Annotated in this window: 14 protein-coding genes; 11 read left to right on the top strand and 3 right to left on the bottom strand. The window is 47.6% G+C overall.

Annotated features, from left to right (window positions below):
• Positions 1-42: 42 nt before the first annotated feature.
• A complete protein-coding gene (gene nirB / locus MHH92_RS21410; RefSeq protein ID WP_340906141.1) occupies positions 43-2,472 on the bottom strand; it encodes a nitrite reductase large subunit NirB in 2,430 nt (809 codons plus the stop codon).
• A gap of 275 nt (positions 2,473-2,747) precedes the next feature.
• On the opposite strand from nirB, the gene MHH92_RS21405 reads away from it, so the two are divergent.
• A complete protein-coding gene (locus MHH92_RS21405; RefSeq protein ID WP_036615169.1) occupies positions 2,748-3,455 on the top strand; it encodes a metal-dependent hydrolase in 708 nt (235 codons plus the stop codon).
• Positions 3,456-3,685: 230 nt separating this feature from the next.
• On the opposite strand, the gene MHH92_RS21400 is transcribed toward MHH92_RS21405, so the two are convergent.
• Positions 3,686-4,006: a hypothetical protein gene (locus MHH92_RS21400; protein WP_036615167.1), complete on the bottom strand. Its 321-nt coding sequence runs from the start codon at positions 4,004-4,006 to the stop codon at positions 3,686-3,688.
• Between the two features lie 160 nt (positions 4,007-4,166).
• On the bottom strand, positions 4,167-5,240 hold the full coding sequence (locus MHH92_RS21395; protein WP_100527006.1) for a M42 family metallopeptidase: 1,074 nt from the start codon (positions 5,238-5,240) through the stop codon (positions 4,167-4,169).
• Positions 5,241-5,887: 647 nt separating this feature from the next.
• Here MHH92_RS21395 and spoVAC point away from each other — a divergent pair.
• The 10 genes from spoVAC (at position 5,888) to yhbY (ending at position 15,435) form a co-directional block, all read left to right on the top strand.
• Positions 5,888-6,391: a stage V sporulation protein AC gene (gene spoVAC / locus MHH92_RS21390; RefSeq protein WP_036615164.1), complete on the top strand. Its 504-nt coding sequence runs from the start codon at positions 5,888-5,890 to the stop codon at positions 6,389-6,391.
• Positions 6,388-7,404, top strand: a complete 1,017-nt coding sequence (gene spoVAD, locus MHH92_RS21385; protein WP_340906138.1) for a stage V sporulation protein AD — start codon at positions 6,388-6,390, stop codon at positions 7,402-7,404. Before spoVAC ends, spoVAD begins: the two co-directional genes overlap by 4 nt.
• Positions 7,405-7,409: 5 nt before the next feature.
• A complete protein-coding gene (gene spoVAE / locus MHH92_RS21380; protein ID WP_307416681.1) occupies positions 7,410-7,760 on the top strand; it encodes a stage V sporulation protein AE in 351 nt (116 codons plus the stop codon).
• Between the two features lie 207 nt (positions 7,761-7,967).
• On the top strand, positions 7,968-8,924 hold the full coding sequence (locus MHH92_RS21375) for an AAA family ATPase (protein ID WP_036615157.1): 957 nt from the start codon (positions 7,968-7,970) through the stop codon (positions 8,922-8,924).
• A gap of 3 nt (positions 8,925-8,927) precedes the next feature.
• Positions 8,928-10,175, top strand: coding sequence for a DUF58 domain-containing protein (locus MHH92_RS21370; RefSeq protein WP_445744679.1), 1,248 nt, complete (start codon positions 8,928-8,930; stop codon positions 10,173-10,175).
• The gene (locus tag MHH92_RS21365) at positions 10,172-12,385 is read left to right on the top strand and encodes a DUF4129 domain-containing transglutaminase family protein (protein ID WP_340906134.1); all 2,214 of its coding nucleotides are present in this window, start codon (positions 10,172-10,174) and stop codon (positions 12,383-12,385) included. Before MHH92_RS21370 ends, MHH92_RS21365 begins: the two co-directional genes overlap by 4 nt.
• Before the next feature lie 110 nt (positions 12,386-12,495).
• A complete protein-coding gene (locus MHH92_RS21360; protein ID WP_036668542.1) occupies positions 12,496-13,023 on the top strand; it encodes a YqeG family HAD IIIA-type phosphatase in 528 nt (175 codons plus the stop codon).
• Positions 13,020-14,147: a ribosome biogenesis GTPase YqeH gene (yqeH, locus tag MHH92_RS21355; protein WP_017687184.1), complete on the top strand. Its 1,128-nt coding sequence runs from the start codon at positions 13,020-13,022 to the stop codon at positions 14,145-14,147. The genes MHH92_RS21360 and yqeH overlap by 4 nt, the downstream gene beginning before the upstream one ends.
• A 42-nt stretch (positions 14,148-14,189) precedes the next feature.
• The gene (aroE, locus tag MHH92_RS21350; protein ID WP_340906129.1) at positions 14,190-15,059 is read left to right on the top strand and encodes a shikimate dehydrogenase; all 870 of its coding nucleotides are present in this window, start codon (positions 14,190-14,192) and stop codon (positions 15,057-15,059) included.
• Positions 15,060-15,141: 82 nt separating this feature from the next.
• Positions 15,142-15,435 (top strand): ribosome assembly RNA-binding protein YhbY, encoded by a 294-nt coding sequence (gene yhbY / locus MHH92_RS21345; protein WP_017687186.1) that lies wholly within the window; start codon positions 15,142-15,144, stop codon positions 15,433-15,435.

Raw genomic sequence — 15,435 nt, 5'->3', positions numbered from 1 at the left:
ATCTATATTTAACATTCCGGCAGTATTAATCTGCAAGCTTACTTATGGACGAGCTGATACTTCGATGCCATGGAACATTTTACTTTGGCCTTCTTCATTGCGAATCGCTTTTTGCCAAGGTTCTTCAACATGCTCAAGTGCAAATTCAATCCGCTGCATCAACGCTTTACGTTCCTCAAGGTTATCCACAACAACCGAACGGATATGCTCCAGACCCATGCGTTCCACCCACTCGGACGTCCGTTCCAGATAGTTACCTGTCTCGCGGTAATATTGCATGATGGCTCCGCACAGTTCAATCAACTCTTCATCCGTTTTCACTTTGCATAAGGAATCAGCCAGTCTTGCTTTAATACCGCCGTTACCACCGATGAAGATTTCCCAGCCTCCGTCGTTACCAACGATACCGATATCTTTGGTACATGCCTCTGCACAGTTTCGCGGACAACCGTTGACGGCATATTTAAACTTGGCTGGCAGATCCAGACGTTCGAATTTACGTTCGATGCGAGCGCCCATGGCCATGGAATCCTGTGTACCGAATCGGCAGAATTGGGAGCCGACACATGTTTTGACCGTACGCAGCGATTTGGCGTATGCATAACCTGAAGGCATATCCAGTTCAGCCCAGACTTTGGTCAGATCTTCTTTTTTAACACCAATCAAATCGAGACGCTGACCGCCAGTCACTTTGACTGCTTTTACATCATATTTGACTGAAACGTCAGCGATACGTTTGAGGTCCGCTGGTGTAGTCACCCCGCCGTACATCCGAGGTACAACCGTATACGTTCCATCTTTTTGAATATTCGCGTTCATCCGTTCGTTAACAAAACGGGATTCTTTCTCATCTTCGTGTGTGTCTGGTGCAATCATGCCAAGGTAATAGTTGATCGCCGGACGACATTTGGAACAACCTTCTGGCTGACTCCAACCCAGTACATTCATGACCTCTTTGGTCGTTTGTAATCCTTTTTCACGAATCTCGGCTACGATCTCATCCCGTCCCATGGAAGTACATCCGCAGATACCCTGTTTGGCTCCAGTACTGAAACTGTCTCCAAGTACATATTGCAGAATCTGTTCAACAACCGGTTTACACCCACCACAAGAGCGTGTTGCACCGGTACAGGCTTTGATTTCATCAACAGTGGTAAGGCCCTGGTTTGTAATGACATCAACAATGGTTCCTTTGGTTACCCCGTTACATCCACAGACGATCTCGTCCTCGGGCATCGTTTCAACAGAGGTTGCTTTCTTATGACCGCCGCAGCCTGTACCCATGAGTGAACCATACAATTCCTCGGTCATTACGGTTTGATTTTTAATCAGTTTCTGCAATTCGGCAGAATCCGTAATGTCACCGAAGAGAACGGCGCCAACCATTTTATTATCACGAAGCAGAATTTTTTTGTAAGTCCGTTTCCAGTCATCTTTGTGCGAAATGACGGTGTGCTCTGGGCTGTTGATGAATTCACCAGTTGAAAACACGTCCACACCCGAAATTTTCAATTTCGTGGATACAACTGAACCTTCATAAGGAGCGGTCTCCACACCACAGATATGTTTCGCCAGAATCATACCTTGCTCGAACAATGGGGCAACGAGGCCGTAACATACCCCGCGGTGCTCTGTACATTCCCCGACCGAGTACACATTCTCAAGTGAAGTCTGCATATAGTCATTCACGACAATACCCCGGTTCACTTCCATACCGCTTTCACGGGCTACAGCCGTATTGGGTTTAATGCCTACAGCCATGACCACAAAATCAACATTCAGAACCGTATCATCTGCAAAACGTATCCCTTCAACGCGTTCGCCGCCCAGCAGTTCGGAAGTCTGCGCACCCATTTTGAAGCGGATACCCTGACGTTCGAGTTCTGCCTTCAACATGGCTGAAGCTTGCGGATCAAGCTGACGCTCCATCAGATCTTCCATCAGATGCACTACGGTAACTTCCATGCCAAGTTGTACCAACCCTTTGGCAGCTTCAAGGCCTAGCAGTCCGCCCCCGATAACGGCCGCTCTTTTATACTGCTTAGCAGCTTCCAGCATGACATTACAATCGGCGATATCACGGAAACCGACAACACCCTCTTTGTCATGTCCTGGTACGGGGAGAATAAAGGAGTTGGAGCCAGTCGCAATGATGATTTTGTCATAAGGAACGCGAGTTCCATCTTCAGTCACAACTTCGTGTGTCTCGGCATCGATTCGTGTAACCGTTGTGCCTGTGTGCAGCGTAATGCCGTAATCTTCATACCAGTGAAGGTCGTTCAGCACGATATCGTCCAGTGTTTTGCTTCCTTCCAGTACATAAGACAACATAATGCGGTTGTAGTTAGGATAGGGCTCTGTGCCAAAAACGGTAATATCAAATCGCGTAGTTAATTTTAAAATTTGCTCAACGGTACTAATTCCTGCCATTCCGTTACCTATGATAACGAGTTTCTCTTTTTTTCCGTTCATGTGTGTATGCCTCCTTGGATAGACGCTGTACATTACCAACAATTTTAGTGGTTTATATTTGAAATTATACAAGTAGTTGAAGATAGTTTATGTGATTTAATTCACTAATAAAGATAGAAGAGTCATAAATATAATAGTGTGAGCCCCATCACAGAAAGTTATATTTATTTTCATACAAATAAGAAATGCGAACTATTGTTCTTATTTTGTTTTCGTTGTAAAATCGGAACTGGGCCGTATTGTTCCCGATTTCTTCGAAAGGACGTTTTTGCATCATGATGGGAAGATCCCACCTTATTATCGGGACAGGCGTGTCGCTTTCTGTTCTGCAGTTGGCCGGTATGCCAGTGACTGCGCCGGCCGTTACGGTTGCTCTGATTGGTTCGTTATTGCCTGACATTGATGAGCCAAATTCGCTGCTGGTATCCAGAGCCTTGCCTAACAGTCTGATCAGGTTGTTACAGACGATTCTGTTGCCCACAGCTGTATTTGTGTACTTCTATGTTCATGCCAAACCATGGAACCTGTTGCTTGCGATCCTCATAGCGCTCGTGTCATTCCTGCCTTCGCGTTCGCTTCGCAAAGTGTTGATGTTTGCGATTGGACTTGGGCTGGTTTTCTATGGTCACGCGTTCGCACCGTGGAACTTGATTGCAGGCAGTTTGTTAATGCTCTGCACCACACTGACTCATAGGGGACTGACACATACTCTGTACGGAACCGCAATATGGGCTGGCTTGTTGTACAGCACGACCCAGCAGCAGGGCCCGGAGATCTGGGTAGCGGGAGGCACGGCATATGCGATGCATCTGTTGGCTGATTCACTAACCAATCGGGGTATTCGTCCGTTACCACCGCTCAAGTGGCGCATACGGGTGAATCTGATGAGTACAGGGACCAAGCGTGGTGCCGTTGTAGAGAATGTCTGCATTGTGCTTACTCTTATTTTGGCCTGGATTGCATTCTCACCGCTATTTCTATAGCCATCCAAAAACGCCAGCCCGCATATTGTGGGCTGGCGTTTACAGGAATGCATTTCATATGAATGGATCGTAATAACTTAGCCAATTCAGGATTGAGAAGGAGAATCAGTCAGGTCGTCAATATCGGAAGAACCAAATACAAATAAAACAACAAGAATGACAATGATCAGTAGTTCAGCGAACCCATTTCCGTCAAAGTCAGACATCACTTCTACCTCATTTCTTGGCGTTTAGGAATTGATTCTCTGTTGGAAAGCCCGTATAACGTCATTCAACGTCATATCGCCACCGATCTCATCGAGGAATTGCACCAGTTTGTCTTGATTCGATGGTGTAATATTTTGTAGCGATTTATACTGCCCAACCAGTTCAACGACCAGTGTAGCTTCTCGAAACAACGTGACCGCATCCACTCTTAACTTCCCACTTACCAGTAATGCTGCAACGATAAGTTCCAGATTTCTTCCTTTAAGGTTGCCATTGAGAAGGGTGTTTGCGGCATTTGTTTTTTTGGAACCTTTATTCGATTTTCCATTCCTTCTCACTGCCATAACAGGTCCCCCGCTGTTTGGTGTTTAATTCCATCTTCCGTTATTGTATCTTATGTGTAATTCCCTATAATGTTCGGCCTATTAATCTACGTGTCTAACTGATATCGTTGTGAATATAAAAAAGAGACCTCCCGATGGTTAGGAGGTCTCTTGTCAACTTTTACGCGTTATTAATTATGGTATTCATCGTTGTCCGATCAAGACCTTTGACCAGCTTCACGATCAGTTCTTTGGCTGCATCGTAGTCATCCGTATGAATGATGGAAGATGAGGTATGGATATAACGTGCGCAGATACCAACAACTATTGATGGTACACCAATGCCACTCAGGTGAACTTGACCTGCATCGGTACCACCTGGTGAGATGAAATACTGCATTTTAACCTGATTGGATGAAGCCGTATCTTGAACATATTCCACCATTCCGCGATGGGTGAACATACCCGGGTCAAAAATACGAAGCAATGCGCCTTCTCCAATATGTCCAAATGACTGTTTGTCACCTGTCATATCATTTGCCGCGCTACAGTCCAGTGCAAAGAAGATATCAGGCTGAATCAGATTGGCCGCCGTACGTGCACCGCGAAGCCCCAGTTCTTCCTGAACCGTTGCACCAGCATAAAGCGTGTTAGGCAGTTTTTCCTTGTGCAGCGCTTCAACCAGTTCAAGTGCAAGTCCTACGCCGTAACGATTATCCCACGCTTTGGCCATAATTTTTTTCGGGTTCGCCATAGGCGTAAATTCACAGATCGGCACGATCTGCATCCCTGGATGAATGCCCCAGGATTCTGCTTCCGCACGGTTGTCTGCTCCAATATCGAGATACATGGAATTCAGATCCACAGGTTTATTCCGCTGGGACTCGTCCAGCAAGTGTGCAGGTGTAGAACCTACAACTCCGGTAATCCGACGATCAGGTGTGATGATTTCCAATCGTTGAGACAGTACAGCCTGACTCCACCATCCACCCAGTGGACGGAACTTGATCATACCTGTTTCGGTAATGCCAGTAGTCATGAAACCCACTTCGTCAAAGTGTCCGGCTACCATAACTTTGGGACCGGATTCCTCCCCGCGTAATACACCAAATAGACTCCCCAGGCGATCCTGGACGAACTCATCGGTATAAGCGGAAAGCTTATCTTTCATCCAGCCGCGAAGCTCACGTTCAAAACCGGATGCGGAAGGAAATTCCGTCAACGTACGAAACATATCCATCGTTTTTTCATTCATGTGTCAACAACTCCTCTGTTGGTATGTAAATCAGGTCACAGTAGAACGGCTACCCGCCTGTTGTCCTTTAAATGTAGTTCATAAAGTCTTTTATCTTTTTGAACATGCACTTTAATATGCTGAGGACTTGTTATTTAACCACTGGTCACATTACAGTATGAACCTTGCGCAAGTGATTGTCCATGTTTATGTCACGTATTTAAGGCATGTTTTGGGCGCTTACCTTTCCAATTTTCATGACTCTATCCGCTATAGTCGTAACCCTGATGCCACTTCAATGAATATGAATATATGGAGGAGATGTCATCATTTTGTGATGTTCTTTTTGTTCAATATTTGTTGGTCTGTTTATTAGGAAGGAGCTATATATCCAATGAAGCCTCCAGAAGAGGGCACGGAAAAAGTACTGTTTATCGTTCTTTTTATCTTGCTCGTGATTGTTCTTCTTTATTTATAGAACGTATCTAAACGTCCTCAGCACCGGCGTATTCCCATCCTGCTTCCACAACATGATCTTGTTGGAAACATATGCTGTCTGTCGCCGGATACATAACCTTCTGATTATTAACAAACAATGAATATAGGATTACACACATTGGCATTCAGCCGTAGCTTTGAACCATTTCACATAGAGGAGGTCTTGTATCTTGCCAGCTCAATCTGCATCCGGAAGCGAAAAAAAATCGTCGTCCCTGTCCATGGATGAAAAGGAGTACAAAAAAGTCGCAAAAAAACATGAGCCGCCTCGTCCAATCCTGAAAAATTGCCTCAAAGCATTTCTGGTTGGGGGTACCGTCTGTTTGATTGGACAGGCCATTCAAGAGGCTTTTATGGCCGGTTTCGACATGACATCGAAGGAAGCTTCCAGTCCTACGGTGGCGGTCATGATTCTCATATCGGTTATTCTAACCTGTCTCGGCGTTTACGATAAAATGGCTCAATGGGCAGGAGCAGGAACTGCTGTGCCGGTTACCGGCTTTGCCAATTCCATGTGTTCTGCTGCACTGGAACATCGTGCTGAAGGACTGGTGCTCGGTGTAGGGGCCAACATGTTTAAACTTGCTGGTTCCGTTATCGTGTTTGGTGTCGTGGCAGCATTTGTCGTAGGGATCGTTTACGCCTTTTTGGGATTTGGAGGTGGACATCTATGAAACGATTGGGTCGCCAGACATGGCAGTTTGAGAATCGTCCGCGGATCATCGGTAAAGCCGCAGTTGTAGGACCAGAAGAAGGCGAGGGTCCACTGTCATCTGATTTCGATTATGTCTATGACAACCTCGAGATCGGCGAGAAAACGTGGGAAAAGGGAGAACGCAAATTGCTCGAACAGGCCTCCCAACTGGCTTTGGTAAATGCAAATATCACCAAGGAAGAGCTTCACTTTTTTGTTGGTGGAGATCTGATGAACCAGATTATCAGCAGTTCCTTTTCAGCGCGAAAACTGGGTGTGCCTTACCTGGGTGTCTTTGGAGCCTGTTCAACTTCCATGGAAACGTTAGCGTTAGCGTCCATGATTGTTGACTCCGGAGCTGGAGATTATGTCCTTGCAGGAACGGTGAGCCACAACTGTACGGTGGAAAAACAATTTCGGTATCCGACGGAGTATGGCTCCCAGAAGCCGCCTTATGCGCAATATACCGTCACAGGATCAGGGTGTGGTGTGGTCTCCCGTACTGGTGTTGGTCCCGTTGTTACCAAAGCCACTATTGGACGCATTATGGATTTGGGTATCAAAGATCCCTTTAATATGGGTTCAGCCATGGCGCCAGCAGCAGCCGACACTATAATCTCCCATTTCAGGGATACAGGATTGGAACCCGGCTATTATGATCTCATTGTGACCGGGGATCTGGCTTCCGTCGGTCTGCCGATTACGAAAGAACTCCTGCAAAAAGAAGGCATTCCCATGGAACAGACGGTTTTTAATGACTGCGGCCTGATGATCTATGATCGGGAGAAACAGCCTTATGTTGTTGCCGGGGGAAGTGGCTGCGGATGTTCTGCCACCGTCACCTATGGTCACATTTTGAACCGGATGCAGAAGGGTGATCTTAAACGGGTGCTCGTTGTTGCTACCGGGGCGCTGTTATCTCCGCTCTCGTACCAGCAGGGTGAAAGTATTCCCTGTATTGCACATGCGGTAGCTATAGAAAAGGAGGGATAAAAGTCATGCAGTTCTTGTGGGCATTTATCGTTGGCGGTTTGATCTGTGTTGTGGGGCAGCTTCTAATGGATGGTGTCAAACTAACACCGGCACATACCATGAGTACACTTGTTGTGGCAGGGGCGGTTGCTGATGCATTTGGCTTGTACGACCCCTTGGTTAAATTTGCAGGTGCGGGAGCTTCAATCCCCATTACAAGTTTCGGCAATTCCTTGGTGCACGGAGCATTGACGGAGCTGGAGAAAGAGGGATGGCTTGGTGTCATTACGGGGATTTTCGATCTGACCGCGGCTGGGATTTCGTCAGCGATTATCTTTTCTTTTCTCGCGGCATTGGTGGTTAGACCAAAAGGCTAACATAGAATAAGAAATCTACTTGAACATATTGCGGTTCAGCAGAGGCTTCGGATAACTTCTATCCGGGGCTTTTTGTCGTATTCATGCGAGAACTGCGGTGAATCTGACGGGCTGGAAACAAATTGTGAGTTCCTTCGAGTGTACTCGTGACTCTGGATCATGTACAATAAAAGGAAATCTGTATGCTTTTTTAGGAGGTTAGACCACATGCCTGTGCGCAAAGAGTCGATCCAAATCATATCCGCAGTTCGTTCGAATCTGGAATCCTGTATTATGGGGAAATCCTTTGAAATTCAACTTTTACTTACAGCTTTGCTTGCAGGCGGGCACGTTCTGATTGAAGACGTACCGGGAACTGGCAAAACGCAGTTGATCAAGGCATTATCGAAATCCATGCGCGGTGAGTACCGGCGTATTCAATGTAATCCTGATATTTTACCTAGTGATATTACGGGCGTATCTGTGTTCCATCCGAAGGATGAGCGTTTTTATTTCCGACCAGGTCCTGTGATGACCAACATTTTGCTGGCTGATGAGATTAACCGTGCCACAACAAAAACCCAATCGGCTCTGCTCGAAGTTATGGAGGAGCGCAGCGTAACCGTTGATGGCGATACGTATGATCTGCCACATCCATTCATGCTCTGTGCAACTCAGAATCCGATTGATTTTGAAGGTACGTATACATTGCCGGAAGCCCAACTCGACCGGTTTATGTTGAAAATAAGTCTAGGTTATCCCGATAAGGAAATTGAGAAAATCCTATTGAAACAGCATCAGCTCGGTCAGCCTGTAGATCGTCTTGAATCCGTGACTCATATGGACCAGATCTCGGCAATCCAGCAGGAGATTAAAGAGGTCTTTATCGGTGATCCGGTTATGGACTATTTGCTGGATGTTGTTCGTCAAACCCGCTCCCACCCATCTGTATTGCTGGGTGCCAGCCCACGGGCAGCCATATCGTTCATGATGGCCGTAAAAGCCTTTGCTTTCTTGCAGGAACGTGATTATGTGCTTCCGGATGATGTGAAAACGATGGCCCCTTATGTGATCTCTCATCGTATTGTGCTTCGTCCCGAATCGAGACTGGACAGTATGAGTTCCGAGGCCGTTTTGAATGCCGTACTCCAGCAAGTACGCGTGCCCGTCTCCATGGGGCAATAGTTCATGAAGCCGCTTTTGAGAACAGTCAATAGAGGGTTACGCCACCCACGCGTATGGAGCATCGCAATGGTGTGGATGTGCTGTCTGGCTTATGTTTTGTTTCAGGGCGGGAAGACATCCCTTATGTTGCTGTCGATGGTGACCCTGCTCTGTGTGTATCTTGCCATTGCTGGTTTTAGCGGAGTAAGACGTGCTCAGGGAGTTCGTAGGTTATCTTCTGGTCCAGACCACGAAGAATTGCTGCATGCGGGTGACCAGGTTCAAGTACAGCTGAGTCTGACGATTCCGGGATTCCTCCCGCTTCCCTATGTTGTTGTGCGTGAAATGCTGCATCGGCATAACGGAGAATCGTGGTCGTTCAAGGAAAGTTTGATTCCCAATATGCGAGGTAATGGCGAGTTGTCTTTTCAGACACCGCCACTTGAGCGGGGAAAGTATGTTTTTTCAGAAACGGAATGTGCCAGCGAGGACATATTTGGACTGATTGAACATCGGGGAAAGTTTAAGGCCAAAGGTGAGTTTCGCGTACTGCCAAGAACGGTATTTATTCCATATTGGCAGCTCTACGACCGCAAATCACGGTTATCCGGTCCTCAGACGGCGTTAACCCGTTCACGGAGAGAGACCACTCAGATCAATGGTGTACGTGACTACGTATACGGAGATCGACTTTCCCGCATTCACTGGAATGCAACGGCAAAGACAGGGAACTGGAAGTCCAAGGAGTTTGAACATGAGTCTGTGCCCAAAACCATTCTGGTTTTGGATGCGCTGGCATCAAGTTATGAACATGGGGATGCATTCGAAATTGCCGTTTCCACGGCTGCCTCTCTGCTGGAGTATGGTGTCAGGGAACGAATGGGGATGGGATTGTTGACATTGTCCGACGAGACATCCTTCATGGCCCCCAGTGAAAGTCTGATGGAACGACAGAAGATGATGCATCATCTGGTGGATATTCAATACAACGGTCAGGATACCCATCTGTTGCCCGGCGTGGAAAGAATCGCACGTCAACTGCCTCAGGGAGCTTACTTTGTCGTGATTTCTCCCCAGAAGGATGAAAAAATAATGGAGCTGTTGCGCTGGGCCGATACGCGGGGCATGACGCCATGTCATATTCTGATCGATACCAGTGAATCCCGCCGGAGTGCCGAGTGGAATGCCATGTTGCGTGGAAGAGGCACGAGGTCATTCACTGTTTCTCACTTGCAGGAGCTTCCAACGGTGATGGGGGGAGGTTCTGTATGAGTACAAAAGGAAATGAAAGTATTGCAGGCAAACGATCCTGGTATCATGCAGCGTCATTGCTCTGGATTTTCCTGATTGGAATGCAGTGGATTTCATTTACGCAGGAATCGTGGTACACGGAGACAACTTCTCTGGTGTTATGGACACTTGCAGCGGTCAGTGTGCTGGAGGTCATTCTGCCCTTCAAAACGATGTATCGGGCGATCATCAAGGCGGTCGTTGTTGGTTACATTTTGCATAAAACGCTGATTGATTATACGGTGTACATCCCTTATGGCTCTTTAACGGACCGAGCGGAACAATTCATATTACACATGACGCCGTACATCTGGTTCTCCCTGTGTGCATGGGTGATGCTTGAAGCTGCACTTCGACTCGTGACCACAACACGTCGTATTCTTGTTTTTCTGGGTGTTAACATCATTTCGATGGGGATTCTCGATTCTTTCACTCAGATTCCACTCTGGATTGAAATCGCGTGGGTGATGTTTGCGGGGATGGGATGGCTCGTATGTCAGCATTTCCGTAACTATCAGCTACAGTATCCACAAGGTTGGAAACGAATCATCCGGTATCCTTATAAAGTCCTGGCCAATATTGCCATTATCTTTTCTTTGATTATTGTAGCCAGCGTTAATATGCCGGAGATCCCACCCACCTTGACGGACCCATATACTGCGTGGCGTAACTATACCGGAACTTCCACAAGTCAGGCTGGTAACGGAAACCTTGATATTCCCGCGGCTACCGAATCGGGATACAGCAGGGAAGACAATCAGCTTGGTGGAGGATTCAACTTCGACTATACCCCTGTCATGTCTGTCACGACCAATGAGCGCAGTTACTGGCGTGGTGAGACACGTGCAGAGTATACAGGCACAGGCTGGGATGACCGTGGACGGGGTGCGACAGAGAATGTTGAAGCCGGACAGCCTCTGGAGAACCAAGAATCCGGTAATGTGAATACCAAACAAGTAACTCAGAACGTAACGATGCTGAATGATAATGTCTATCCCATTCTCTTTGGTGCTTATTCGATCTCGGAAGTGAGCTCGATTAATGGTGAGGACAGAACGGAACGGATGTTGTGGAATGCTGAACAGGCTGAACTGCATGTGGTGACAGACCGTCAGCAACCACAGTATCCCAAGACGTATACTATCGTATCGGAAGCCCCTGTGATTGTGGAAGATGAGCTTCGTACGAAGTCATTTGAAGATCTGTATAACAGTAATCCGGCAGATGATATGTACTTGCAGTTACCATCCCGTTTCCCTGACCGGGTGTCGAATCTGGCAGCCGAGATAACGGCATCTGCCAATACTCCGTATGAAAAAGTGGCATTACTGCAAAACTATTTACAAACTAATTTTGAATACACGAACAATCCGGATTTATCTCGAAAAGTAAGCAGCGACTTTGTGGAAGGTTTCCTGTTTGATATTATGGAAGGCTACTGTGACTATTTCTCCACTGCGCTGGTGATGATGGCGCGCTCGGAGGGCATTCCTGCAAGGTGGGTTAAAGGTTATGCGCCTGGACAATTGTCCCTGAATTCGGACATGCAGGCCCCACGTCAACCTGGTGCGGAGATTGAGACGACCTACACCGTTACCAATGCAGATGCACACTCCTGGGCAGAGGTTTATTTTGGTGAGTATGGCTGGATTCCTGTTGAAGCAACGCCGGGCTTTGATATGCCGCTGCTGACGGAACAGCCTGATGTACAACCTGTAGATGAGCCTGAAGAAGAGCCAGAAGAGGAGCCGGTACAAGAGGAAGAGCAGACCCCTGCACCTGAGCAGACTTCGTCTGCCATCCCAACTTTTGTTATCTGGGCTGCAGGAGCCATTATAGTATTGTGGGTAGCATACATGTTCTGGCGTAATCGTTTCTCCATGCGATTCTTCCTGCTTCGTCTACGGACAGGTGGACCGCTCACCCCTGAACAGAAGGTAGTGGCAGAGACCGAGCGTTGGATTCAGTATGTGAAACGCAAAGGGTTGACCCGGAGCGGAGACGAGACACTTCGTGAATCGGTAGCCCGCTGGAGCCAGGCAAAACCTGCTGCAGAAGCAATATTTTATGAGCTTCTCACGAAGTTTGAACAGACTCGTTACAGTCCGGCGTCCGTAACTGCCGACGACTGGAAGGGCGTCTATCAGACCGCCTTGAAGCTGCGGAAGGAACTGAAAGCGGAACGGGCATAGTTGTTGCCCGTCCCGTTTTTCCTTTTTTCCTATGCCATCAGGCGCTGTATGCATTTTCAGGAAAGACGGATTTGTGATATAGTGTGTCGTATGAAACTGAGGTGACTTCTTTGTTTAAAATGTTAATGCCCAAGCTGCGTGTAGACACGGTTTTTGACATTAATCTGGAAGAGCTGTACGCTCAAGGCTACCGTGGAATTATAACTGATCTGGATAACACACTCGTTGGAGCCAAAGCCCCTGACGCTACGCCCGAACTGATTGAATGGTTTGCACGTGTGAAAGAGGCAGGTTTCAAGCTAATGATTGTGTCCAATAACAATTTGAATCGTGTATCCCTGTTTGCGACCCCGCTGGATATCCAGTTTGTGCATAGTGCACGCAAACCATCGAATGTACCGTTTCGTAGAGCAATGAAAATGATGGAGTTATCTCCTGAAAAAACGATTGTAGTAGGTGATCAGATGCTTACGGACGTTTATGGAGGGAACCGAATGGGGTTATATACCGTTCTGGTACTGCCAATCTCCATTGGGGACGAAGGTTTTATGACCCGCTTCAATCGACGCGTGGAACGGATTGCTCTAACGAGTTTACGCAAGAAAGGCTTATGGCTTGAGGAGGAAAAGAAGAAATGACAGAACCGCATAACGGCAACCTTGCCGTAAGGTGCAGCGGATGCGGCGTGCATCTGCAAACAGAAAATTCGGAATTACCAGGGTTTATCCCCGAGAAGGCATTGGATCGTGAACCGGTTATATGCCAACGCTGTTTCCGTATCAAAAACTACAATGAGTCATCATCCGTTACGGTGGATCAGGACGAATTCCTGGCGCTGCTTAGCAAAATCGGGGATAAGGATGCACTTGTCATCCATATCGTTGATTTGTTTGACTTTGATGGCAGTATTATCTCTGGTCTGCAACGTTTTGTAGGCAACAATCCGGTATTGCTTGCTGTGAACAAAACGGACTTGCTTCCGAAAGTCACCAACTGGAACAAGGTTCGCAACTGGGTACAGAAGCAAGCCAAAGAACAAGGTTTGCGTACCGTCGATGTAGTCTTGTGCAGTGCAAAGCAAAATCAGGGCTTCGACCGACTGCTTGAGCTTGTAGGAACGTATCGCGAAGATCGTGACGTGTACGTGGTAGGCGGTACCAATGTGGGCAAATCCACACTGATTAACCGTCTGATTCGTGATTACAGTGATCTGGAGCAGGAACTGACCACATCCCGTTATCCGGGAACAACGCTGGATATGGTGAACATTCCGTTGGATGATGGAAAATATATCATTGATACGCCTGGAATCGTGTATCCATGGCGTTTCAGCGAGATTGTTTCACGTAAGGATCTCGCTGCCATCATGCCGGAAAAACCGCTTAAACCGGCTGTGTATCAGTTGAATTCCGGTCAGACGCTGTTCTTCGGCGGCATGGCTCGATTTGACTTTGTGGAAGGTGATCGCCAGTCGTTCACTTGTTTTATCAGCACTGCGCTTGATATTCACCGGACGAAGCTGGAGCGTGCAGATGATCTGTACCGCGACCATCTGGGAGAATTGTTGTCTCCGCCAACCCGTGAGGATGCAGCAGAGATGGCTGAATGGACCAGACATGAATTCCGCATCAAACGCGGCAGTCAATCGGATGTATTCATCTCGGGTCTGGGCTGGATTAAGGTAAATGGCGATATTGGAGCGCTTGTTGCTGTACATGCTCCAAAAGGCATTCGTGTACAGATCCGCCCATCCTTGATCTAGTAATCTCAGAAGCTGTACATCAGATGGATCGGAGGCGGACCTATGTCTGAGCAGAACAAATTCAACTCTTCACTTCCCGTGTTGCTTGGTGTTATGGGTGATCCTATTGCTCATTCCAAGTCTCCGGCAATGCACAATGCGGCTCTGCTGGCTGCAGGAGTGAATGGAATGTATATGCCACTGCATGTTCATCCGGATCAACTGGAAGCGGCAGTTCGGGGAATTGTGGCACTGGGCTATCGTGGTGTTAATGTCACCATCCCGCACAAAGAGCAGGTGATGCAGTATCTGGATGTGATCGATGAAAGTGCTCGCCTGATTGGTGCGGTGAATACCATCGTCAATGAAGGTGGAACACTGACAGGGTACAATACGGATGGTATTGGTTATGTCCGATCGCTGAAGGAAGAGGCTGTGCCTGAGCTTGCGGGTAAACGTATTGCTGTACTAGGAGCAGGTGGAGCAGCGAGAGGTGTCATATATGCACTTGCACTGGAGAAGCCTGAACGGATCCACATTCTGAACCGTACAGCGGACAGGGCTATTGCACTTGCTTCGGATTTACGAGGCCATGGCTTGGGAGAAATCTCGGGCAGTGGCATGGAAGACGCTGCAACGGTACTGGCTACGGCTGATATCGTGATTAACACAACGGCTGCTGGAATGCATCCTCATGTTGATGACGTGCCGGTTGATCCCGCACTAATTCGTGAAGGCGCAGCTGTGAGTGATCTGATCTATAATCCGCTGGAAACTCGCCTGCTTCGGGAGTCGCGGATGCGAGGATGCACGGTGCACGGTGGTTTGGGTATGTTTGTATACCAGGGTGCAGTGGCTTTTGAGCATTGGCTCGGCATTCCGGCTCCAGTGGAGACGATGAGACGAGCAGTGCTAAACAGTTTTGAAGTGTGAAAATAATAATTGAATGGTCAGGTCCGGACAGTTTTTGCGCTGTCGATCAGGGTCTGCTCAACATAAGGAGTATGGAGTATTCATGTTAAACGGTAAACAAAAGCGCTTTTTGCGGTCACAGGCACATCACCTGACCCCTGTATTTCAGATTGGTAAAGGTGGAACCAACGAGCACCTGTTCCGTCACATCGAAGATGCGATTGAGAAGCGCGAATTGATGAAAGTGCAAGTGTTGAACAACAATGACGAGGACAGAAAAGAGATGGCAGAAGAAGTTGCCCGTGAAACGGGAAGTGAGCTTGTACAACTCATCGGTAACACAATCATCCTGTACAAAGAATCTCGCGATAACAAACAAATCGAACTACCTAGATAA

This window comes from Paenibacillus sp. FSL M7-1414 (assembly GCF_038003195.1).
GTDB lineage: Bacteria > Bacillota > Bacilli > Paenibacillales > Paenibacillaceae > Paenibacillus > Paenibacillus amylolyticus.
Note: the sequence above shows the minus strand (reverse complement) of the source record. Positions and strands in the feature narration are given on the sequence as shown.

Bases quoted from the DNA above. Each gene is read 5' to 3' on its own strand.
- nirB (WP_340906141.1), bottom strand. From the start codon at position 2,472: ATGAACGGAAAAAAAGAGAAACTCGTTATCATAGGTAACGGAATGGCA.
- MHH92_RS21405 (WP_036615169.1), top strand. From the start codon at position 2,748: ATGATGGGAAGATCCCACCTTATTATCGGGACAGGCGTGTCGCTTTCT.
- MHH92_RS21400 (WP_036615167.1), bottom strand. From the start codon at position 4,006: ATGGCAGTGAGAAGGAATGGAAAATCGAATAAAGGTTCCAAAAAAACA.
- MHH92_RS21395 (WP_100527006.1), bottom strand. From the start codon at position 5,240: ATGAATGAAAAAACGATGGATATGTTTCGTACGTTGACGGAATTTCCT.
- spoVAD (WP_340906138.1), top strand. From the start codon at position 6,388: ATGAAACGATTGGGTCGCCAGACATGGCAGTTTGAGAATCGTCCGCGG.
- spoVAE (WP_307416681.1), top strand. From the start codon at position 7,410: ATGCAGTTCTTGTGGGCATTTATCGTTGGCGGTTTGATCTGTGTTGTG.
- MHH92_RS21375 (WP_036615157.1), top strand. From the start codon at position 7,968: ATGCCTGTGCGCAAAGAGTCGATCCAAATCATATCCGCAGTTCGTTCG.
- MHH92_RS21370 (WP_445744679.1), top strand. From the start codon at position 8,928: ATGAAGCCGCTTTTGAGAACAGTCAATAGAGGGTTACGCCACCCACGC.
- MHH92_RS21365 (WP_340906134.1), top strand. From the start codon at position 10,172: ATGAGTACAAAAGGAAATGAAAGTATTGCAGGCAAACGATCCTGGTAT.
- yqeH (WP_017687184.1), top strand. From the start codon at position 13,020: ATGACAGAACCGCATAACGGCAACCTTGCCGTAAGGTGCAGCGGATGC.
- aroE (WP_340906129.1), top strand. From the start codon at position 14,190: ATGTCTGAGCAGAACAAATTCAACTCTTCACTTCCCGTGTTGCTTGGT.
- yhbY (WP_017687186.1), top strand. From the start codon at position 15,142: ATGTTAAACGGTAAACAAAAGCGCTTTTTGCGGTCACAGGCACATCAC.